The organism is Kitasatospora albolonga (assembly GCF_039535905.1).
GTDB lineage: Bacteria > Actinomycetota > Actinomycetes > Streptomycetales > Streptomycetaceae > Kitasatospora > Kitasatospora albolonga.
Genome location: NZ_BAAAYB010000151.1, coordinates 39,359 through 59,476 on the forward strand (window position 1 = coordinate 39,359; position 20,118 = coordinate 59,476).

The 20,118-nt window shown below is 72.7% G+C and carries 15 protein-coding genes, 1 tRNA gene, 1 pseudogene and 1 riboswitch; of the genes and pseudogenes, 14 read left to right on the forward strand and 3 right to left on the reverse strand.

Features of this window, described 5'->3' with window-relative positions:
* Positions 1–74: 74 nt before the first annotated feature.
* The 5 genes and pseudogenes from ABD946_RS38450 (at position 75) to ABD946_RS38470 (ending at position 4,151) form a co-directional block, all read left to right on the forward strand.
* The gene (locus tag ABD946_RS38450) at positions 75–713 is read left to right on the forward strand and encodes a hypothetical protein (protein WP_345290383.1); all 639 of its coding nucleotides are present in this window, start codon (positions 75–77) and stop codon (positions 711–713) included.
* A 104-nt stretch (positions 714–817) separates the two neighbouring features.
* Positions 818–2,197, forward strand: coding sequence for a S8 family serine peptidase (locus ABD946_RS38455; protein ID WP_345290384.1), 1,380 nt, complete (start codon positions 818–820; stop codon positions 2,195–2,197).
* Between the two features lie 140 nt (positions 2,198–2,337).
* Positions 2,338–2,664: a hypothetical protein gene (locus ABD946_RS38460; protein WP_345290385.1), complete on the forward strand. Its 327-nt coding sequence runs from the start codon at positions 2,338–2,340 to the stop codon at positions 2,662–2,664.
* 52 nt (positions 2,665–2,716) lie between these two features.
* Positions 2,717–2,923 (forward strand): annotated as a pseudogene (locus ABD946_RS43230) (WXG100 family type VII secretion target); the annotation flags it as partial.
* A gap of 313 nt (positions 2,924–3,236) precedes the next feature.
* The gene (locus tag ABD946_RS38470) at positions 3,237–4,151 is read left to right on the forward strand and encodes a hypothetical protein (RefSeq protein ID WP_345290387.1); all 915 of its coding nucleotides are present in this window, start codon (positions 3,237–3,239) and stop codon (positions 4,149–4,151) included.
* A 168-nt stretch (positions 4,152–4,319) separates the two neighbouring features.
* Here ABD946_RS38470 and ABD946_RS38475 read toward each other — a convergent pair.
* Positions 4,320–4,391: transfer RNA gene (locus tag ABD946_RS38475), tRNA-Cys, on the reverse strand.
* Between the two features lie 270 nt (positions 4,392–4,661).
* Positions 4,662–4,723: riboswitch (guanidine-III (ykkC-III) riboswitch) on the forward strand.
* Between the two features lie 35 nt (positions 4,724–4,758).
* On the opposite strand from ABD946_RS38475, the gene ABD946_RS38480 reads away from it, so the two are divergent.
* Together ABD946_RS38480 and ABD946_RS38485 are read left to right on the forward strand one after the other, a co-directional pair.
* Positions 4,759–5,073, forward strand: a complete 315-nt coding sequence (locus ABD946_RS38480) for a DMT family transporter (RefSeq protein ID WP_345290388.1) — start codon at positions 4,759–4,761, stop codon at positions 5,071–5,073.
* A gap of 101 nt (positions 5,074–5,174) precedes the next feature.
* Positions 5,175–6,674, forward strand: coding sequence for an MFS transporter (locus ABD946_RS38485; RefSeq protein WP_345290389.1), 1,500 nt, complete (start codon positions 5,175–5,177; stop codon positions 6,672–6,674).
* Here ABD946_RS38485 and ABD946_RS38490 read toward each other — a convergent pair.
* The gene (locus ABD946_RS38490) at positions 6,671–7,915 is read right to left on the reverse strand and encodes a polysaccharide deacetylase family protein (protein WP_345290390.1); all 1,245 of its coding nucleotides are present in this window, start codon (positions 7,913–7,915) and stop codon (positions 6,671–6,673) included. The two genes, ABD946_RS38485 and ABD946_RS38490, sit on opposite strands and share 4 nt — an antisense overlap.
* Positions 7,916–8,130: 215 nt before the next feature.
* On the opposite strand from ABD946_RS38490, the gene ABD946_RS38495 reads away from it, so the two are divergent.
* The 4 genes from ABD946_RS38495 to ABD946_RS38510 all read left to right on the forward strand — a co-directional run bounded on the left by ABD946_RS38495 (position 8,131) and on the right by ABD946_RS38510 (position 15,517).
* Positions 8,131–10,677: a phosphatidylglycerol lysyltransferase domain-containing protein gene (locus ABD946_RS38495; RefSeq protein ID WP_345290391.1), complete on the forward strand. Its 2,547-nt coding sequence runs from the start codon at positions 8,131–8,133 to the stop codon at positions 10,675–10,677.
* Positions 10,678–10,984: 307 nt separating this feature from the next.
* Positions 10,985–11,626: a class F sortase gene (locus tag ABD946_RS38500; protein ID WP_345290392.1), complete on the forward strand. Its 642-nt coding sequence runs from the start codon at positions 10,985–10,987 to the stop codon at positions 11,624–11,626.
* Positions 11,627–11,681: 55 nt separating this feature from the next.
* On the forward strand, positions 11,682–12,992 hold the full coding sequence (locus ABD946_RS38505; RefSeq protein WP_345290393.1) for an alpha/beta hydrolase: 1,311 nt from the start codon (positions 11,682–11,684) through the stop codon (positions 12,990–12,992).
* Positions 12,989–15,517 (forward strand): bifunctional lysylphosphatidylglycerol flippase/synthetase MprF, encoded by a 2,529-nt coding sequence (locus tag ABD946_RS38510; protein ID WP_345290394.1) that lies wholly within the window; start codon positions 12,989–12,991, stop codon positions 15,515–15,517. The genes ABD946_RS38505 and ABD946_RS38510 overlap by 4 nt, the downstream gene beginning before the upstream one ends.
* A 12-nt stretch (positions 15,518–15,529) precedes the next feature.
* On the opposite strand, the gene ABD946_RS38515 is transcribed toward ABD946_RS38510, so the two are convergent.
* On the reverse strand, positions 15,530–15,955 hold the full coding sequence (locus ABD946_RS38515) for an SsgA family sporulation/cell division regulator (RefSeq protein ID WP_345290395.1): 426 nt from the start codon (positions 15,953–15,955) through the stop codon (positions 15,530–15,532).
* Positions 15,956–16,297: 342 nt separating this feature from the next.
* Here ABD946_RS38515 and ABD946_RS38520 point away from each other — a divergent pair, with 342 nt between their 5' ends.
* The 3 genes from ABD946_RS38520 to ABD946_RS38530 all read left to right on the forward strand — a co-directional run bounded on the left by ABD946_RS38520 (position 16,298) and on the right by ABD946_RS38530 (position 20,118).
* Positions 16,298–18,118, forward strand: a complete 1,821-nt coding sequence (locus ABD946_RS38520; RefSeq protein ID WP_345290456.1) for a DEAD/DEAH box helicase — start codon at positions 16,298–16,300, stop codon at positions 18,116–18,118.
* Positions 18,119–18,497: 379 nt separating this feature from the next.
* Complete coding sequence (locus tag ABD946_RS38525) at positions 18,498–19,148, forward strand: IclR family transcriptional regulator (protein ID WP_345290396.1); 651 nt, start codon at positions 18,498–18,500, stop codon at positions 19,146–19,148.
* Positions 19,149–19,338: 190 nt separating this feature from the next.
* The gene (locus ABD946_RS38530; RefSeq protein WP_345290457.1) at positions 19,339–20,118 is read left to right on the forward strand and encodes a S16 family serine protease; all 780 of its coding nucleotides are present in this window, start codon (positions 19,339–19,341) and stop codon (positions 20,116–20,118) included.

Consider the following 20,118-nt stretch of genomic DNA (forward strand, 5'->3'; position numbering starts at 1 on the left):
AGTACCGGCCGGGGGGCTCCGTGGTTCGCGCGCGCCCCGCGCCCGCCGGACCGAACGGAACGAGGACCGAACCCATGCCCCGACCCACCGCCGCCCTCGCGGCTGTTGCCGCCCTGTCGCTGGCCCTGACGGGCTGTTCGATGCTGAACGGGAAGGAATCGGCCTCGTCCGAGGTGGCCGTGAAGCCGCCGGTGGTGGACGAGACGCCCGACCCGGGGAACGGCCCGCCGGTGACCCAGCAGAAGAAGACCAAGTCGGTGGAGATCTGCACCCTCTTCAACGCCTCGGACGTCAACCAGGCCACCAACGACGAGATGGAGGGAACGCTGGCCGGCGGCGGCAGCTACTGCGTGGTCTCCACGAAGAAGTCCCAGCTCGCCGTCGACGTCATGGAGATCCGCTACGAGCAGGGCCTCCAGGACCAGGGCGGTGACGGCACCAAGCTCCGGATCGGCGGCAACCGGGCCTCCCAGAAGCTGGGCAAGGCGAAGGACGGGCGCGCCGAGTGCTACATCGTCGTGCAGCTGAACAGCATCAACGAGTTCGGCCCCAACGCGGTGCGGATCGAGATCGTCGACTACACCAAGGGCGCCAAGGGCCCCAAGTCGGACCTCTGCGGAGTCGCCCGGAGCGTCACGGAGATGGTCTTCAACAAGATCCCGGCGGCGACCGGACGTCCCGGCACCGGCGGCGTCAGTGCGGAATTCGTGTAGCCGTGCGGCCTCCTGCCCGGGGCAGGTTGTCGGGCGATACGATCGAGCGGTCCGTGCCCTGACGGTGCGGCCGTGGTGTCCAACTGACGGGGTACGGGGTAGGGATGACGCTCAATAGGACTTGGCGCGCGCTCGGTGCCACGGCATTGGCGAGTGGGCTGGTACTGGCCGGTGCGCCGTTGGCCTCGGCGGATGCGGTGCGGGACGGTCAGTGGCCGATCCAGCAGCTCGACCTCCAGAAGGCGTGGTCGGTGACCAAGGGCGACGGCGTCGTCGTCGCGGTGATCGACGACGGCGTCGACGTCAACCATCCGGATTTGGTGGGGCAGACGCTCCCAGGGTTCGACCCGGGAAACCTGGGCCGGGAGAAGGTCCAGACGGCGTCCGGTCACGGGACCTCGATGGCCGCGATCATCGCGGCGAAGGGACACGGCAGCAACGAGGGCGTGATCGGTGTGGCGCCCGGCGCCAAGATCGTGCCGATCTACAAGAACACCGCCGACAACCTCGACGGTATCCCCGAGGGCATCCGCTGGGCGGCTGACCGCGGAGCAAAGGTCATCAACCTCTCGCAGGGGAGCAATCTGCCCGCTGCCGAGAAGCTCAAGGATGCTGTTGCGTACGCCGTGTCGAAGGACGCATTGGTCGTCGTCGGCTCCGGCAATGACGGGAGTACCCCTCTCGGTGGACTTGCCACCACGGCCGGTGTGCTCACCGTCGGCGCCACCGGCAAGGACGGGAAGATCTGGGCGAAGTCCAACTACGGCCCCGAGGTCCTGCTTGCCGCTCCCGGCGAGGAGATCGTTTCGGCTGGGACCTGCGGGAGTAGCAAGTACTGCCTGGGCAACGGTACTTCTCCCGCGACTGCATTCGTCTCAGGCACCGCGGCGCTGCTCCGCGCCAAGTACCCGCAGTTGACGGCCGGTCAGATCGCCAACAGGTTGGTCAAGTCGGCGAAGGCGCCGGCGGGCGTCACGGTGCCGGATCAGCACTACGGCTACGGTGTCGTCCGTCCGTACGAGGCGCTGACCCAGGACATCCCGGCGGGCCCGGCTCAGGGGCCGCTCAAGGGGGATACCGGGTCGGCGGCGTCGAACCGCCCCTCCGGTGCGGCCTCGCCCGCTCCCACTCTGGGCGGAGGCGGGACCTCCGATACCACTGGCGGCTCGTCTGCCGATGTGAAGGGTTCGGAGAGCTTCTCCTTCCTGGGCAAGGGGCTGGCCATTGGCGGCGCCGTGCTCCTGGGTCTGCTGCTGGTGTTCATCCTGATCGTGGTGTTGATCGTGCGGGCGTCGAAGCGCCGCCGTTCCGCGGCTGCGCCGCAGTTCACGCCGCCGCCCGGCCAGGCGCCGTACGGTTACCCGCCCGCCCAGCCGCCGTACCCGAACCAGCCGTACGGGCAGCAGCCTCCGCCGCCCGGCTACCCGCAGCAGGGAAACCAGCCGCCGTACCAGAATCCTTATGGATCCGGTGGCAACCAGTGACGCTGAGGGTGTGTCAGGCCCCTCCGTGCAAGCGATACGATCGAACGTCCTGACCGCGTGACAACAACCGGTCGACCGGGCGACAGCAGCGCCCGTGCCAGCACTAACGGGGAAGCAGATACTCCAGGGGGAGGAGCCGGATGTCGGACGGATACCGGGTCAACACCGATGAGTTGGAGGCGGTGGTCAGGCGACTGCGCACGCTCCAGCAGAACCTCGGCCAGACCGCCAACAGCACCAAGTACAACACCGTGGTCGAGCCGGGCGACTTCGGCGGCGCGGGCTTCAAGGAGGCCAAGGCGCTCGCCGATTCGCACGGCAACATGCAGGCGTTCCTCACCCGGACCATCGCGCAGCTGAACTCGCTGATCAACGAGTTCGGTGACAAGACCCAGACGGTCAACGAGAACTACCGCGGGACCGAGTACGACCAGAAGTCCGTGATGAACTCCCAGAAGGCAGAGTGACATGGGAAGCCGTTCGTACTTCGAGGACCACGCGCTGATCCCGCTCCAGCGGATGCTGAGCGGCTCAAACCCGGGGCGCCTCAAGGAGGTCTCCGACCACTGGAAGAACGTCGACGCCGAACTCCGTGCTGCTGCGGACGACCTGCAGAAGGCCGTCCAGCACGCACTGCAGAGCTGGGAAGGCAAGGCGTCCGAGGGGTTCACCCAGGCAGCCACCCGCATCCAGACCAGCCTGACCAACACCGCGACCTACGCCGTCCGCACGTCCAGCGCGATGGACTTCGCCGGAAAGGTGCTGGAGCAGAGCAAGTCCAAGATGGAGGACATCGAGGTCCCCAGCCGCCTCGAGAGTGGACTCAAGCTGGTCGGTGACCTCGGCCAGCGCTCCGACGCCCAGTTCAAGGCGGACCTTGCGTCCAACATGGATCGGGCTGCCGCCGTCAACAAGAACTATGACGAGCTGTCGGCCACGGAGATCGCCCACCAGCGTGCGATCGTGGTGATGGAGCACCTGGCGCCGCAGTATCAGAGCGCAGTGGACTACCTGGGGTCGCCGCCTCAGGACAACTTCGGTGAGGACCCCCGGCAAGCCCTTCCCGCCGGAGCCGCGCGAGAAGCTGACGCCTCCGCCGGTGAAGCCGCAGCCGCACATCGCCCCGCCCACCCCGAACAACCCGGGCGGCAACGACAAGCCCGGTTGGACGCCGCCCGGCGGCACGCCTGGCATGCCGAAGCCGGACGGGCCGACCTCGCCGACCCTCCCGACGGGCCCGACCGGGCCCGGGGTGCCGGATGGTCGGGTGCCGACGCCGGTGCACCCGTTGCCGGGTGGGCCGCGGCTGGACAGTGTGGTTCCGCCGGTGTCGACCTTGCCGGCGCCGGGGCACAACGTGCCGACGGTGCCGACGGGGCCGGGGCTCGGCGGTGGTGGCGGTGGTGGTGGCGGTGGGCTGCCGCCGATGGGGCTGCCGGGTATCGGTGGTGGCGGCGGTGGCCGTGGTGTCGGTGGCGGTGGTGCCGGTGGTGGTCGTGGGATCGCCGGTGGTGCGGGCCGTGGTGGCGCCGGGGCCGGTGCAGGTGGTGCGGGCCGCGGCGGTGCCGGGGCCGGTGCGGGTGCCGGGGCCGGTGGTGCTGGTTCGGGCCGTACGGGTCAGCCCGGGATGGGTGGCATGCCGGGGGCCGGTGCCGGTGGTGGCGCCGGTGGCAAGGCCGGTGGCGGCAAGCCGAGTCTGGTCCGCAAGGAGGGCGGGACGGTCGGCGGTGCCAAGGCCGGCGGGGCCAGTGGGCGTTCGTTCACTCAGGGCGGTTCGGGCCTCGGCCAGGGCGGTCAGGGGCGCGGTGGCGCGGCCGGTGCGGGTGGCATGCCCGGGATGGGTGCTGCCGGCGGCAAGAAGAAGGACAAGAACGGCAACCGTCCGGACTACCTGGTCGAGGACGAGGACACCTGGCGTACCGGCGGGAAGGCCAACCCGCCGGTGATCGACTGACCGGCGGTACGCCGAACGACGACCGGGGCCCGGCCGCAGGGGAGATCCTGCGGCCGGGCCCCGGCGTTTTCGGGGTTACCGGAAATGCGGTACGCGGAAAAGCGGAAACGCGGAAAAGGGCATGCCGAATTCACCCTCCCGCATCGGGAGGGTGAATTCGGCATTCGGAGGCCATGACGGGAATCGAACCCGTGTACACCGCTTTGCAGGCGGTTCCCTCAACCACTCGGGCACACGGCCAAGAAGGGGTGACGGCAGGTCAGCGACGGCTGCCGGCAAGGGGGAGAGAGGTCAGCGACAGGAGCGACAACAGGGAGCGGCACAGGTGCGGGGCGCTGCGATCGCCACCGTCTTCCTGCTCATGGCCTGCTCCTGTCGTCCGGCCCCGGAATCCCCGGGGGCGCTGTGTGAATTCATGGTGGCGGATAAACCGAGCCCGCGTCAATCCCCGAACGTGAATTCCGTGTGTCGCGGCCCGGAGGGTCGGAACGCGGCCGCGTGCTAGCCTCGGGGCAGGTGAGTGATCACCCCGGACGAGGCGCGTCGTACCCGGAACGACAAGACGGCGCAGTAGTGAAGTCGAGACCTACTGCGAGGAGTGCCCGTCATGGCTTGGGTCGTGTTGATCGTTGCCGGTGTGCTGGAGACGGTGTGGGCGGTGGCCCTGGAGGCGTCGAAGGGGTTCTCCCGGCTGGTGCCGAGCGTGGTGTTCGGGGTGGCCCTGCTGCTGAGCATGGGCGGGCTGGCGTACGCGATGAAGAGCATCCCGTTGGGGACGGGCTACGCGGTCTGGGTCGGGATCGGGGCGATCGGGACGGCGCTGTACGGGATGGCCGTGATGGGGGACGCGGTGACGGCGGCCCGGGTGACCTGTCTGGTGCTGATCCTCGGCGGTGTGGTGGGGCTGAAGGTACTGCACTGACCGCGACCGGGAGGGCCGGCCGGGCCTAGGACCTGCGGGGTAGCGAGAACGGGCCTGCAGGTCAGGGGTCATTTCGACGGACGGCACTTACGATGTCGGGCATGACCACAGCAGCCGGCAGCGCCACCCAGACCGTGCACGAACCGCCCTCCGAGGGAGAGGGCGGTGTGCTCAGCGGCCCGTACCGGGCGTTGACGCTGGGGATCGTCTCGGTGGTGCTGCTGCTGGCCTTCGAGGCGACGGCGGTGAACACCGCGATGCCGGTGGCGGCGGAGCACCTGCACGGGCTGGGGCTGTACGCCTTCGCGTTCTCGGGGTACTTCACCTCGACGCTGTTCGCGCTGGTGATATCCGGGCAGTGGGCGGACCGGCGGGGGCCGATCGGGCCGCTGTTCGCGGGGATCGCGGTGTTCGGGGCGGGGCTGGTGCTGGCCGGGGCGGCCGTGAACATGTGGATGTTCGTGGCGGGCCGGGCGGTGCAGGGGCTCGGCGGCGGGCTGGTGATCGTGGCGCTCTACGTGGTGGTGGGGCGGGCGTTCCCGGAGCGGCTGCGGCCGTCGGTGTTCGCGGCCTTCTCGGCGGCCTGGGTGCTGCCCTCGATCGTCGGGCCGGTGGTCTCGGGGGCGGTGACCGAGCACCTGGGCTGGCGCTGGGTGTTCCTGGCGGTGCCGGTGCTGATCCTGTTGCCGCTGGCGGTGATGGGCCCGGCGCTGCGGCGCTCCGAGCGGGCCCAACCGCCCGCCGAGGCCAAGGAGTTCGACCGGGCCAGGACGCTGCGGGCGGCGATGGCAGCGCTCGGTGCGGGGCTGCTCCAGTACGCGGGCCAGCGGCTCGACCTGCTCGGGCTGCTGCCTGCCGCGGCGGGCGTGGCCCTGCTGGGGCCGGCGGTGGTGCGGCTGCTGCCGGCGGGGGCGCTGCGGGCGGCCCGGGGGCTGCCGACGGTGATCCTGCTGCGCGGGATCGCGGCGGGGGCGTTCTTCGCCGCCGAGGCCTTCATCCCGCTGATGATGGTGACCCAGCGCGGGCTGTCGCCGACGATGGCCGGGCTGACCCTGACCAGCGGCGGGCTCTCCTGGGCGCTGGGCTCCTTCCTGCAGGGGCTGCCGGCGGCGCAGGCGCACCGGGAGACGATGATCCGGGCCGGGTTCCTGCTGACGGCGGTGTCGATCGCGGGGGCGGCGCTGGTGCTCGTACCGGCGGTGCCGGTCTGGGTGGCGGCCGCGGCCTGGGCGGTCGGCGGGGTCGGGATGGGGCTGGCGGTGGCCAGCATCAGCGTGCTGATGATGAAGCTCTCGGCGCCGGAGGAGGCCGGGGTGAACTCCTCCTCGCTCCAGCTCAGCGACGCGCTGGGCAACGTGCTGCTGATCGGCCTGGCCGGAGTCCTGTTCGCGGGCCTGGGCGGCGGTTCGTTGGCGGCGGCGGAAGGGGCGGCCTCGGTGCCGGTGGCCCCGTTCACGGCGATCTTCCTGGTGATGACGGGCGTGGCGCTGGTCGGCGCCCTGCTCTCCGGCCGGGTCCGGCCGACCGCGGACCGGCCGGCTGAGAACCGGGCGGCCGAGGACCGGGCGGCGCGGCCGGCCGGAGAGCTGACGGCGCGTTAGGGGGTGCCGAGGAAGGTCTCCCAGCCGCCGGTGGGGGCCTGGCCGGGGGTGAGGGTCTGGAGCTTGCGCAGCACGGCGGGGTCCTGGACCTCCAGCCACTCCACCAGCTGACGGAACGACACCATCCGGACCTCGGGCTTGGCGGCGATGGTCCTGATGGTCTGTTCGACGGCGTCCATGTAGATGCCGCCGTTCCACTGCTCGAAGTGGTTGCCGATGTAGAGCGGGGCCCGGTTGCTGGTGTAGGCGCGTTCGAAGCCGGCCAGCAGGGAGCCGGTGGCCTGGGTGCGCCAGGCGTCGTACGAGCCCGGGTTGCCCTTGGTGTTGTTGCCGGACTGGTTGTACATGATGTTGTAGTCCATCGAGAGCACCTGGAAGCTGTGCCCGGGGAAGGGGACGGACTGCAGCGGCATGTCCCACAGCGCGCCGCCCTGGAACTTCTGCGGCCAGACCTGGGTACCGCCGGGGCCGCTGGAGTCGTACTTCCAGTTCCGCTTGACGGCGGTGGGCAGCAGGCCGCGCTGGCCCTCCAGGCAGGGGGTGCGGGCGCCGATCAGCTCCTTGCGGTAGTCGAAGGGCAGCGCGGGCAGGTCGGTGAAGCCGGTGTTGGTCTTCCAGTTCATCACGAAGTCCATCGCCTGCTGGATCTCGCTGTCCCACTCCTCGGGGGACCAGCGGCCGCCGCCGTTGGAGCCGCAGAAGTGGCCGTTGAAGTGGGTGCCGATCTCGTGGCCCTCAAGCCAGGCGGCGCCCAACTGCTCGATGGTGTCGTGGATGTGCTGGTCCGACAGGTAGCCGATGTCGCTGGCGCCGACCCGGTGCTGGGGCGGGTGGTAGAGGTCCTTCTTGCCCTCGGGCAGCAGGTAGATGCCGGAGAGGAAGAAGGTCATCGAGGCCTTGTGCTCCTTGGCGAGGGCACGGAAGCGGGTGAAGAGGCGGTTGTCCAGCTCGCCGGCGCCGTCCCAGGAGAAGACCACGAACTGCGGGGGCCGCTCGCCGGGCTTGAGCTTCTCGGGGGTGGGCTGGTTGGGCTGGGGGCCGGTGTCCGAGGTGGAGCCGTCGCCGATCGAGACGGCGGGGGGTTTGGCGGGGGCGGCCTGTTCGCCGGGGCCGGCGGGCGCGTTGGCGGGTGGGGCGGCCTGTTCGCCCTCGTTGGTGATGCCGCTGCCGCAGCCTGCCGCCAGGGTGGCGGCGGTGGCTGCTCCGGCGGCCAGCAGGCTGCGGCGGGAGATTGCGTCCATGGGCACGTCCGTTCCGGTGGCTCGTCGGAGCAGGAGCAGCGTGGGCTGTTTGTCCGATAAGTGCATGGATGTCGGTGATCGGGCCAAAGCTTCCCATGCGGACCGGCGCGAAACGGGGAAGGCGGGGCGGGCACCACGGGTGATCCTGCGGGCGTGCACGGCGTGCTCACCCGCGCGGAGTACCCGGGTGGCGCGCCCCGCTGACCGGCCGTCAGATGGGGGTGACCCCGCCCGGCCGGAGGGAGGAGCAGCAGCCGATGTGGCAGTCGCTGCTCGACGCCTACCGGGAGCGGATCGTCGACACCGGCCGGGAGCCGCTCTTCCTGCTGCTGCTCGGTCTGATCGGCTCGTTCCTGTTCATCCGGTTCAGCGTCCGCATGATCCGCCGGGGCACCAGCTGGTGGCCCGGCAACGTCACGCCCGGCGGCCTGCACATCCACCACGTGGTCTTCGGCCAGGGCCTGATGGTGGTCTGCGGGGTCGGCGCCTTCGCGGTCCGCGGCGACGGCGGTCAGCTGTGGAACGTGCTCGCGGTCGGCTTCGGGATCGGCTGCGGACTGGTGCTCGACGAGTTCGCGCTGGTCCTCCACCTCCAGGACGTGTACTGGAGCGAGCAGGGCCGGGCCTCGGTGGACGCGGTGATCCTGGTGGTCTCGCTGATCGGGCTGCTGCTGCTCGGCGAGCTGCCGCTCGGCGGCTTCTCCGGGAAGCTGACCGTCGGTCAGGTCGGGGTGGCCGGGCTGCTGCTGGTGCCGGTGCTGGTCTGCCTGTTCAAGGGGAAGATCTGGACCGGCCTGATCGGGGTGATGGTGCCGCCACTGGCGGTGGTCGGGATGCTCCGGCTGGCCCGCCCGGCCAGCCCGTGGGCACGCTGGCGCTACCACGCCAGGCCGCGGCGGCTGGCCCGGGCGGAGCGGCGGGAGGAGCGCTTCCACCGCCGGGTGGTGGCGGCCAAGACCTCCTTCTACGACGTGCTGGCGGGCGCTCCGGACCCCAGCCCGGCGGTGACGGAGGTCGCAGCCGTGCCCGCGCCCGCCCCCGGACCGCCGTCCCCCGCAGCGGAGGTGACGGCCCGTGAGCCGGTGTCCCGGCCGCTGCCCCGGCCGCTGCCCCGCTGGCGGCGGCGCTGCGCGACCGCCGTCGAGTGGTACCTGCGGGTGGCCACCCTGCTGAACCTGGTGGCCGGCCTGATCGCCCCGTTCCGGGACCGGGTCCAGCGGGCCAACAGCGGTGAGTACTTCACCCCGGTGCTGCTGACCGCCGGCTTCACCGCCGCGCTCTTCGCCGGCCTGCTCGCGGTGATGGTCCGCCGCCGCAAGCGGGCCGCCTGGCTGGTCACCACCGTGGTGGTGGCCGGGTACGCGGCCCTCTGCGCGCTGGCCCTGGCCGCGCTGCCGGAGGACCGCGCCCACCCCTTCAACTGGGTCTCGGCCGGTCTCACCACCGCCCTGCTGCTCGCTCTGCTGGCCGCCCGCCCGGCCTTCCGGGCCCGGGGCGACCGGGGCAACCTGGCCGCCGGGCTCACCGTGCTGCTCGGCGGCGGCGCCCTGATGACGGGCCTGGGCACGGTGCTGCTGCGGCTGGCGGACGAGGGCGAGCACCCCGGCTGGGGCGACTGCGCCCAGTACGTCGCGCTGCGGCTGGTCACCATGGCCGGGCTGGTCGAGTACACCGACCTGACCGTGCCCGGCTGGCTGGACCTGCTGCTCAACGTGCTCGGCGCCGGTGTGCTGCTGTTCGCGGTGCGGATGCTGTTCCGCTCCCCGCGCGGCACCGAGCGGCTGGAGCCGCCGGACGAGGAGCGGCTGCGCGCCCTGCTGGCCCGGTACGGGGAGCGGGACCCGCTCGGCTACCTGGCGCTCCGTCGGGACCGCGCCGTCTGCTGGGCGCCGGACGGGCGGGCCGCGGTGGTCCACCGGGTGCTCAACGGGGTCTCCTTCGCCGCCGGGGATCCGGTCGGCGACCCCGGGGCCTGGGGCGGGGCGGTGTCGGCCTGGCGTGAACGGGTCCGGGAGGCCGGCTGGGTGCCCGCCGTGATCGGGCCGGGCGGGCGGGGGAGCGAGGCGTACCGGGCGGAGGGGCTGCGGGCCCTGGAGTACGGCGACGAGGGCGTGGTCACGGCGGCCGGCTTCGCGCCCGGGCCCGAGCTGCGGGCGGTCCGGGCCCGGGTCACCGCCGCCGGGTACCGGGCGGTGATCCGGCGTCACCGGGACGTCCCCGAGGAGGAGGTGGCCGAACTGGTGCGGCTGGCCGACGCCTGGCGGCACGGCCGGGACGTCCGGGACTTCGTGCTGACCCTCGGGCGGTTCGGCGACCCGGCGGACGGGGACTGCCTGCTGGCCCAGGCGCTGGACGAGCGGGGGCGGGTCTGCGCGCTGGTCAGCCTGGTGCCCTGGGGCGCGGACGGGCTGGCGCTGGACCTGATCCGCCGCGACCGCGAGTCGGACGACGGGCTGGTCTCCCACCTGCTCACCGAAGTGCTGCTGCGGGCCGGTGAGTTCGGCCTGCGGCGGCTCTCGCTGAACTTCACCATGGCCCCGGGGGCCCGGTTGGCGGTGCTCCGCCTGCTCGGCCGCTGGTGGCGCCTGGACGAGCGGCACCGGGCCGCCGCGCGCTTCCGGCCCGCCCGGCGGGCGCGCTTCCTGCTGTACGAGAAGTCCTCCGAACTCCCCGCGATCCTGGCCGCCGGCCTGGCCGGGGAGGGCCTGCTGACCCGCCGTCGCCTCCGGGGCGCCCGGGCCGGTGGACGCGGCCGAACGTGACGCCGGGGCGCGCAGAACGTGACCCTGGGGCGCGCAGAACGTGACGCCGGGGCGCGCGGAACGTACGGGGTGATGCCGGGGGCGCGAGGAACTGCGCGGGTCGGAAGGCGGCTCACCTGCAACTGAATCACCGTCAGCCAGTTGCAGGTGCTGCCGTTCCCCTGCGCGCAGTTCCTCGCGCCCCTGCGGGGCGCAGCCCCCTGCGGAGCGTCGCGCGGTCACCCGTTCAGTAGCTCACAGCGGGTGGGCGGGGCGGATGGCCGGTTGACTGGCGGGGTCGTGAGTCGGGCGGAGCGAGGGAGTGCGGGTGGCGCGCCAGCTGGTGTCGGGACCGTGGCCCGGGGCGGTGGCGGCCGGGGGTGCGCTGGTGGTGGGGGCGTGGCTGCTGGGCGGCGGGGGGATCGTGCTGCCGCCGGCTCCGGGGGCGGCGCAGGCGATGGACGGGGCGACCTCGGCCGCGCTGCTGGTGCCGCCGAGGGAGCGCGCGGTGCCGACCCGGATCAGGATCCCGGCGATCGGCGTGGACGCCCCGGTGACCGGGCTGGGACTGGACGGCGGCGGAAGGCTGGAGCCCCCGGCGGAGAAGGAACGGAACCTCGCGGGCTGGTACCGCGAGGGAATCACCCCAGGTCAGCGCGGAACCGCCATCGTGGCCGGGCACGTCGACACTGCGGAGGGCCCGGCGGTCTTCTACCGGCTCGGCTCGCTGCACAAGGGCGACCAGGTCGCGGTGGACGGCGAGGACCGCGGCACCGGCTGGTTCGTGGTGGACGCGGTGGAGAGCTTCGCGAAGCGGGACTTCCCGGACACCCGGGTGTACGGCCAGGGCAGGGACTCCCAGCTGCGCCTGATCACCTGCGGGGGCGACTACTCGGCGGCCCGCGGCTGGGAGGCCAACGTGGTGGTCTTCGCCCACCTGGTGCGCAGCGCGCGCGGAGCCGCCGCCTGACCGCGCGTCAGCCGGCGGGCCACCGAGGGACGGAAGGACGGAGGAGAAGAGCGGCATGACGATCGCGGCCTGGAACCCGCTGGACTGGAGCCTGACCACGGGGGTGATCCCCTACCTGGTGCTGGTGGCGGGGTGCGCCGCGCTGCTCGGACTGGCGGTGTCGCGGGGCCGCGGCTGGTGGACCCGGCGCTTCCCGTGCGCGGTGGTGACCGCCGCCGCCCTGACGGTGCTGCTGAAGTACGTGGTGGACGACTGGTGGCAGCCGCTGCCGGACGGCCTGCCGCGGCCGACGCTGGTCTGGACCGGGGTGGGGATCCTGGGCGTCTGCCTGGCCCTGTTCCGGATGCCGCCGTTGCGCTGGCGCGGACGGGCGGTGGCCGCGCTGGCCGCGGCCCTGGTGGTGCTGATGTCCTCCTCGCAGATCAACCGGGAGTTCGACCAGTACCCGACCCTGCGGGTGCTGCTGGCGCCGTGGATCGGCAAGACCGACGCACTGACCACCGGCAGGGTCCGGACCGTGCAGGTGCCACCGGGCAAGGTGCTCTCCGAGGTCTGGCACGCCCCGGCCGGGCTGCCGGCCAAGGGCACCGTCTCCACCGCGCCGGTGCCCGGCACCAAGTCCGGCTTCAAGGGCCGGGACGCGTACGTCTACCTGCCGCCCGCCTACCAGGCCGACCCGCGGCCGCTGCTGCCGGTGCTGGTGCTGATGGCCGGTCAGCCCGGTTCGCCGGGGGACTGGGTGAACTCCGGTCAGCTGCCCGAGCAGATGGACGCCTTCGCCGCCGCGCACCAGGGCCTGGCCCCGATCGTGGTGGTGGTGGACCAGATCGGCTCCCAGTGGGCCAACACGCTCTGCATGAACTCCCGGATCGCCCAGTCCCAGACCTACCTCGCCGAGGACGTTCCGGACTGGATCCACGCGCACCTGCAGACCGCCACCGGCCGCACCGCCACCTCGATCGGCGGGCTCTCGCTGGGCGGCACCTGCGCGCTCCAGCTGGCGGTCAACGCACCCCAGGTCTACGGCTCCTTCCTGGACATCTCGGGCCAGCAGGAGCCGACCCTGGGCAGCCACGACAAGACCGTGGAGGAGGCCTTCGGCGGTGACGAGGCGGCCTTCGACGCGGTCGACCCGCTGCACGTGATGGCCCGTCAGCGCTTCCCCGACACCGACGCCGCCTTCGTGGTCGGCGAGGGCGACGGGGAGTACGGGCCGCAGCAGAAGGTGGTGTACCAGGCGGCGGTCGCGGCCGGGATGCGGGCGCACTTCCAGACCGTCCCGGGCGGCCACGACTGGAACACCTTCCGGGCCGGGCTCGGCGACAACCTGACCTGGCTGGCCCGGACGACGGGACTGATCCGATGACCGATGCGACGACCGATCCCCCGCCCGCCGCCGGGGCGCCCACCACCCCGGCCCCCGAGCGGCACCGCCGGCTGCGGATGGCGGCCGTGCTGGCGGCCCGGGTGCGCACCGCCCCGCTGACCCTGGTGCTGTTCATCGCGCTGTGGGTGGTCGGCGCGGCCACCGGCAGCCTCGGCGCCGGGCCGGACCAGCCGCTGCTGGAGCGGGTCGGGGTCGGCCTGCCGACCCTGGAGGCCGGGCGCTGGTGGACCCCGCTGAGCTCGCTGCTGTGGATGCCGGGCATCGGCGCGTACGTGGTGACCACCCTCGTCCTGCTGCTGGTCGGCCCGGTCGCGGAGCAGCGCCTCGGCGCGGCGCGCAGCGCACTGGCGCTGACGGTCTGCCAGGTGCTGGGCTCGCTGCTCGGGGTGGCCCTGGTGCGGCTCGGGGTGGCGGCGGACCTGAACTGGACGCAGGCGGTCCAGGACCAGATCGCGGTCGGCCCGGCGCCCGGGCTGCTCGGCCTGGCGGCGGTGCTCAGCTACCGGCTGACCGCGCTCTGGCGGCGCCGGCTGCGGCTGCTGGTGGTGCTGATGCCGGTGGTCACCATGCTCTACATCGGGCACCTGGAGGGCGTGCGCCGGGTGGCGGCGGTGCTGGTCGGTCTGCTGCTGGGGGCGCTGCTGTTCCACCGGGGCCCGGCCCGCCCGCGCGGGGTCTCGCACACCGAGGCCCGGGTGCTGGTCGCGCTCTGCCTGGTGGCCACCGCGGTCGGCCCGCTGGTGGCCTCGCTGTACAAGGACGCGATCGGGCCGTTCAACACCATGAGCGAGCTCTACTTCTCGCACGTGCCCTCGGCCGAGGAGGTGGCCGACGCCTGTGACGAGTCGGCCCGGGCCTGCGCCGCCGCGCACTCCACCCTGCGGTTCTTCGACTCGCCCGGGCGCCTGATGGCGGCCCTGGTCCCGGCCCTGCTGCTGGTGCTGGCGGAGGGGCTGCGCCGGGGACTGCGGCTGGCCTGGTGGCTGACGGTGGTGACCGAGCTGGCCTGGGCCGGCCTGCTGGTCTGGCTGCTGGTGGACAACTACGACGAGTTCGCGCGGACCGGCGGCGCGGGCTTCCTGATCCAGCTGATGGGCGAGGCGATGCTGCTCCCGGTGCTGGTCCTGGTACTGCTGCTGATCACCCGTCAGCGCTTCGACCAGCTGCTGCCGGGCCGGGTGGTGCGCCGGCTGGGGGCGGTGGTCGGCGCGACGCTGCTGCTCAGCTGCGGCGCGTACGTCGGGATCGGCTGGCTGGTGCGGGACCAGTACGAGCCGGACGCCACCTTCGGGCAGCTGGTGGCCGGCCTGCCCTCGGAGCTGCTGCCGCCGGCCTACAACGCGCTGGTGCCGGACTACCCGATCGCGGCGGGCGGGACGGCGCAGGCCACCCAGATCTGGTGCGGGGTGCTGTTCTGGGCGGTGGCGCTGACGGCGCTGCTGCTGGCCTTCCGCCGCCCGGTGGTGCACGTGGACGCCGAGGACGCGGCCCGGGCCCGGGAGCTGCTGACCAGGTACGGCGGTTCGACGCTGTCCTTCATCACCACCTGGGACGGCAACCACTACTGGTTCGACGAGCGGGGCGAGGCGGCGGTGGCGTACCGGGTGCTGGCCACCGTGGCGCTGACCACGGGCGACCCGTTCGGGGAGCCGGCGGCCCGGGAGCGGGCGGTGGCCGGGTTCGCCCGGTACTGCGACGAGCGCGGCTGGACCCCGTGCTTCTACAGCGTCACCCCGCAGGTCCAGCAGGAGGCCGAGCGGCTCGGCTGGCGCTCGCTCCAGGTGGCCGAGGACACCGTGGTGCCGCTGCCCGACCTGGCCTTCACCGGCAAGAAGTGGCAGGACATCAGGACCTCGCTGAACAAGGCCGCCAAACAGGGCATCACCGCCGAGTGGTGGAGCTGGGCGGACGCCCCGATCGCGGTGAAGGACCAGATCCGCTCGATCTCCGAGGAGTGGGTCTCGGACAAGGGCCTGCCCGAGATGGGCTTCACCCTCGGCGGGCTGGACGAGCTGGCCGACCCGGCGGTGCGGATCCTGGTCGCGGTGGACGGGGACCGCACCGTGCACGGGCTCACCAGCTGGATGCCGGTGTACCGGGACGGCGTGCCGGTCGGCTGGACGCTGGACTTCATGCGCCGCCGCTCGGAGGGCTTCCGGGGCGTGATGGAGTTCCTGATCGCCTCGGCCGCGCTGGGCTTCAAGGAGGAGGGCGCCGAGTGGCTCAGCCTGTCCGGCGCCCCGCTGGCCCGGGTCGAGCGGGGCGGGCAGCCGACGGCGCTGGACCGGCTGATGGACTGGCTGGGCCGGTCGATGGAGCCGGTGTACGGCTTCCGCTCGCTGCTGGCCTTCAAGGCGAAGTTCCAGCCCGAGTACCGCCCGATGTACATGGTGTACCCCGACCCGGCGGCGCTGGCCAGCATCAGCCGGGCGATCGGCAAGGCGTACCTGCCGCACCTGACGCCCGCTCAGGGGGTGCGCCTGATGCGCAAGCTCTCCTCCTGAGGCCCCGCCGGATCACCGGAGCAGCTCGGCCAGCGCCCGGTCGGCGTCCAGGTGGAGGTGCTCCTGGCCGGCCGCCACCAGGGCGTGGCTGCGCCACAGGAAGCGGCGCAGCTCCGGGGCGGGGAAGCGGACCAGTGCGGTGCCCTCGGGGGAGCGCAGCTCCACCAGGGTGTGCCGGGGGGAGGAGGGGCGGACGTGCACGTCGCCCTGGCCGCAGGGCTGGTCCACCCCGCCCGCGAGCAGCTCCCGGGCGAACACCCAGGTGATCTCCGGGACGCCGTCCGGGACGGGCTCGCCGTCCAGGGCGAACTCGGCGGGGAAGCCCATCCGCACGGCCAGCGGGTCGCAGGCCCGGTAGCGCAGGGTGACCCGGAGCGGGGCCGAGCGGTGCGCGCTGACGATGAGGTGGGCCTGGACGACCTGCTCGACGACGGACATGGGTGCCTCCCGGTGGCGGTGCGTGCGGACCCGTTCGTTCGGGGCCACACCGGTGAGACGGGTGGGGCGCCCGGGGCTTACGCGACTCGGGTGGGGGAAACGGGTGATCCGCGTCACAGGGCGGGGCTCCCCGGGAGGCCCCGGAAGGGGCCCGCGGAAGCCGCTGACCAGGGCCCCGGGGGCACCCGCGCGGCGCCCGTGTCGGGCCGCCCTCCCGGCCGGGCCCCGGTAGGCTAGGCGGGTTGTCCGACCGCCGTCCCACCGTGGATCGGGCCTGCCACAACGGCCCTGACCTGCGACGATCCCCCCTCGGAGACCGTGAGTACTGCCGCCAGCTCCGCCATGACCCCGCTCTTCTCGGACGCCCAGCCGCACACCGCGGCGAAGGCCGCCCACGCGGGCTCGCACCACCTGTCCCCGGCCTTCCCCAGCCGTGCCGCCTACGGCACCGCGGGCAAGCTCCGGGCCTGGCAGCAGGGTGCGCTGGACAAGTACGTCGAGAACCAGCCGCGGGACTTCCTCGCGGTCGCCACCCCCGGCGCCGGCAAGACCACCTTCGCCCTGACCCTGGCCTCGTACCTGCTGCACAACCACCTGGTGCAGCAGATCACCGTGGTCGCGCCGACCGAGCACCTGAAGAAGCAGTGGGCGGAGGCGGCCGGGCGGATAGGGATCAAGCTCGACCCGGCGTACTCCTCTGGCCCGCTGTCGAAGGAGTACCACGGCATCGTGGTCACCTACGCGGGCGTGGGCGTCAACCCGATGCTGCACCGCAACCGGACCGAGGCCCGCAAGACCCTGGTCATCATGGACGAGATCCACCACGCCGGTGACTCCAAGTCCTGGGGCGAGGCCTGCTTCGAGGCCTTCGAACCGGCCACCCGGCGCCTCGCGCTGACCGGGACGCCGTTCCGCTCCGACACCAACCCGATCCCCTTCGTCCAGTACGGCGTGGACACCGACGGCCTGCGCAAGTCGGTGGCCGACTACACCTACGGCTACGGGCACGCGCTGGCCGACCACGTCGTCCGCCCGGTGATCTTCCTGTCCTACAGCGGCAACATGCGCTGGCGGACCAAGTCCGGCGACGAGCTGGAGGCGCGGCTCGGCGAGCCGATGACCAAGGACCTGATCGCCCAGGCCTGGCGGACCGCGCTGGCCCCGCAGGGCGAGTGGATCCCGAGCGTGCTGCAGGCCGCCGACAAGCGCCTCAGCGAGGTCCGCAAGGCCATCCCGGACGCCGGCGGCCTGGTGATCGCCACCGACCAGAACGTGGCCCGGGCCTACGCAAAGATCCTGCGCGAGATCAGCGGGGAGAAGGTCACCCTGGTGCTCTCGGACGAGACCGAGGCCTCCCAGCGGATCTCCGACTACGCGGCCGGCACCTCGCGCTGGATGGTCGCGGTCCGGATGGTGTCCGAGGGCGTCGACGTGCCCCGGCTCTGCGTGGGGGTGTACGCCACCTCGATCTCCACCCCGCTGTTCTTCGCCCAGGCCGTCGGCCGCTTCGTGCGCGCCCGCAAGCGCGGCGAGACCGCCTCGGTCTTCCTCCCCACCGTGCCCACCCTGCTCGGCTTCGCCAACGAGATGGAGCTCCAGCGCGACCACGTGCTGGACCGTCCGAAGAAGGAGGGCGAGGGCCTCTTCGACGAGGAGGACCGGCTGCTCGCCGAGGCCGAGCGGGCCGACGACGGCCCGGACGGCGCGGGCGGCGACGAGTTCAGCTACGAGGCGATCGGCTCGGACGCGGTCTTCGACCGGGTGCTCTACAACTCCATGGAGTTCGGGATGCAGGCGCACCCGGGCAGCGAGGAGGAGGAGGACTACCTCGGCATCCCGGGCCTGCTGGAGCCGGACCAGGTGCAGATGCTGCTGCAGAAGCGCCAGACCCGGCAGATCCAGCGCTCCAAGGGCAAGCCGGCCGAGGAAGCCGACCTGCTCGAACTCCCGGCCGAGCAGCGTCCGGTGGTGACCCATCAGGAGCTGCGCGACCTGCGCAAGGAGCTGAACGGCCTGGTGGCCGCCTGGCACCACCGGACCAACCAGCCGCACGGCACCATCCACAACGAGCTGCGCCGCCAGTGCGGCGGTCCGCTCACCGCCCAGGCCACCGCCAACCAGCTGAAGGCCCGGATCGCCAAGGTCAAGGAGTGGGCCAACTGACGGCCCCCGTCCGGAGTCCGTTCACACCGTCCGTTCACACCGCCCGTGTCCGGACTCCGGAATTCCTTCGAACGCACGACTGATTTGCCCTTGGGAAATGGGCTTGATGTCCGCTTTTGGCGCGCGTTCGATAACGGATGTTGACCGAATTTTGGACAAGGCCTTCCGCTGTGCGGTCTCCGTTCACTACTTTCTCCCCACGCTCTCTCGAACGACCACCCGCGGTCGGGACGGGCGCACCGCAAGGCTGTGCGTTCGTCGAAGGAGCCGACGCACCGCCTCAGCGCGGAAAACCCCCACCTGCGCGCGACACCCCGGTCTCCGGCTCCGGTTCCCCCTGCCCGGAGCCAGGTGACCGCCGCAGAAAGGAATGCGCGTCGTGACTGCCGAGACCTCCCAGACCCTGGACCGTGGTGTCCGGGTCCTCAAGCTGCTCGCCGACTCCGAACGCGGCCTGACCGTGACCGAGTTGGCGGCACGGCTGGCCGTCAACCGGACCGTCGTCTACCGCCTGCTGGCCACCCTGGAGCAGCACGGACTGGTCCGTCGCGACATCGGCGGCCGGGCACGGGTCGGCCTCGGCGTGCTCCGGCTCGCGCACCGGGTCCACCCGCTGCTGCGCGAGGCCGCGCTGCCCGCGCTGCGCAGCCTGGCCGAGGACCTCGGCGCCACCGCCCACCTGACCCTGGTGGACGGCGCGGAGGCGCTCGCGGTCGCCGTGGTCGAGCCCAGCTGGACCGACTTCCACGTCGCCTACCGCACCGGCCTGCGCCACCCGCTGGACGAGAGCGCGGCCGGCCGCGCCATCCTGGAGGCCCGCAACTTCCCCGGCCAGCGCCGCCCCGACCAGGGCTTCGTGATCACCCGCGCCGAGGAGCAGTCCGGCGCCAGCGGCGCCGCCGCCGCGCTGATCGGCCTCAGCGGCATCGAGGGCAGCGTCGGCGTGGTGATGCTCAACGGCCTGGTGCCCGAGCGGGTCGGCCCGCGGGTGGTGGAGGCCGCCACCGAGGTGGCCGACGCCCTGCGCTGAACGCCCTGCGCCGACGGCCCGCCGCCGCTCGCGCCGCCCTGACGCCCCGCCACCGCACGTGCCGCCCTGACACCCCGCCGCCGAACGCCCGGCGGTGGGCCCGGCGGCGGAGGCGACCCCGTACGATCACGGTGTGTCCGATCTCGGTGTGCCCGACCAGAACCCGTCCCCGGCCCCCCGCGCCCGCCGGCTGCCCGGGCCGCGGGCCCGTGCGCTGACCCTGTGCGGGGTGCTGGTCGCGGCGCTGTTCGGGACGGCCGCCTTCGTGCCGCTGCCCTACACGCTCACCATGCCCGGCGACACCGCGGACGTGCTCGGCTCCTACCAGGACCGGCCGGTGCTGACCGTCACCGGGGCGCCGGTGCGGACCACCAGCGGGCAGCTGCGGATGGTGACCATCTCGGCCACCAACCCCGGCGAGCGGCTCAGCCTGGCCGAGGCGCTGAGCGCCTGGCTCGACCCGGACGAGGCCGTGCTGCCCTCCGAGGCCGTCTACCCGGACACGGACCCGGAGAAGGCCGAGCAGGTGACGGCCGAACAGATGACGGACTCCCAGGACAGCGCCACCACCGCCGCCCTGAACTACCTCAAGCTCTCGCCGGCCCAGGTCAAGGTGAAGGTCGACCTGGGCGCGGTCGGCGGGCCGAGCGCCGGGCAGCTGATCGCGCTCGGCATCGTGGACAAGCTGGCCGGTGACGGCAAGGGCGGTGACCTGACCGGGGGCCGCGTGGTCGCCGGCACCGGGACCATCGACGACCAGGGCAACGTCGGCGCGGTCGGCGGGGTGCCGCTGAAGACCCAGGCCGCGGCCCGGGACGGGGCGACCGTCTTCCTGGTCCCCAGGAGCGAGTGCTCCGAGGCCAAGGTGAACCTGCCGGCCGGGCTGCGGCTGGTGCCGGTGGAGACCCTGGCCGGATCCGTCGCCGCGCTCACCGCGCTGAACGAGGGCGGTGCGGTGCCCGCCTGCTGA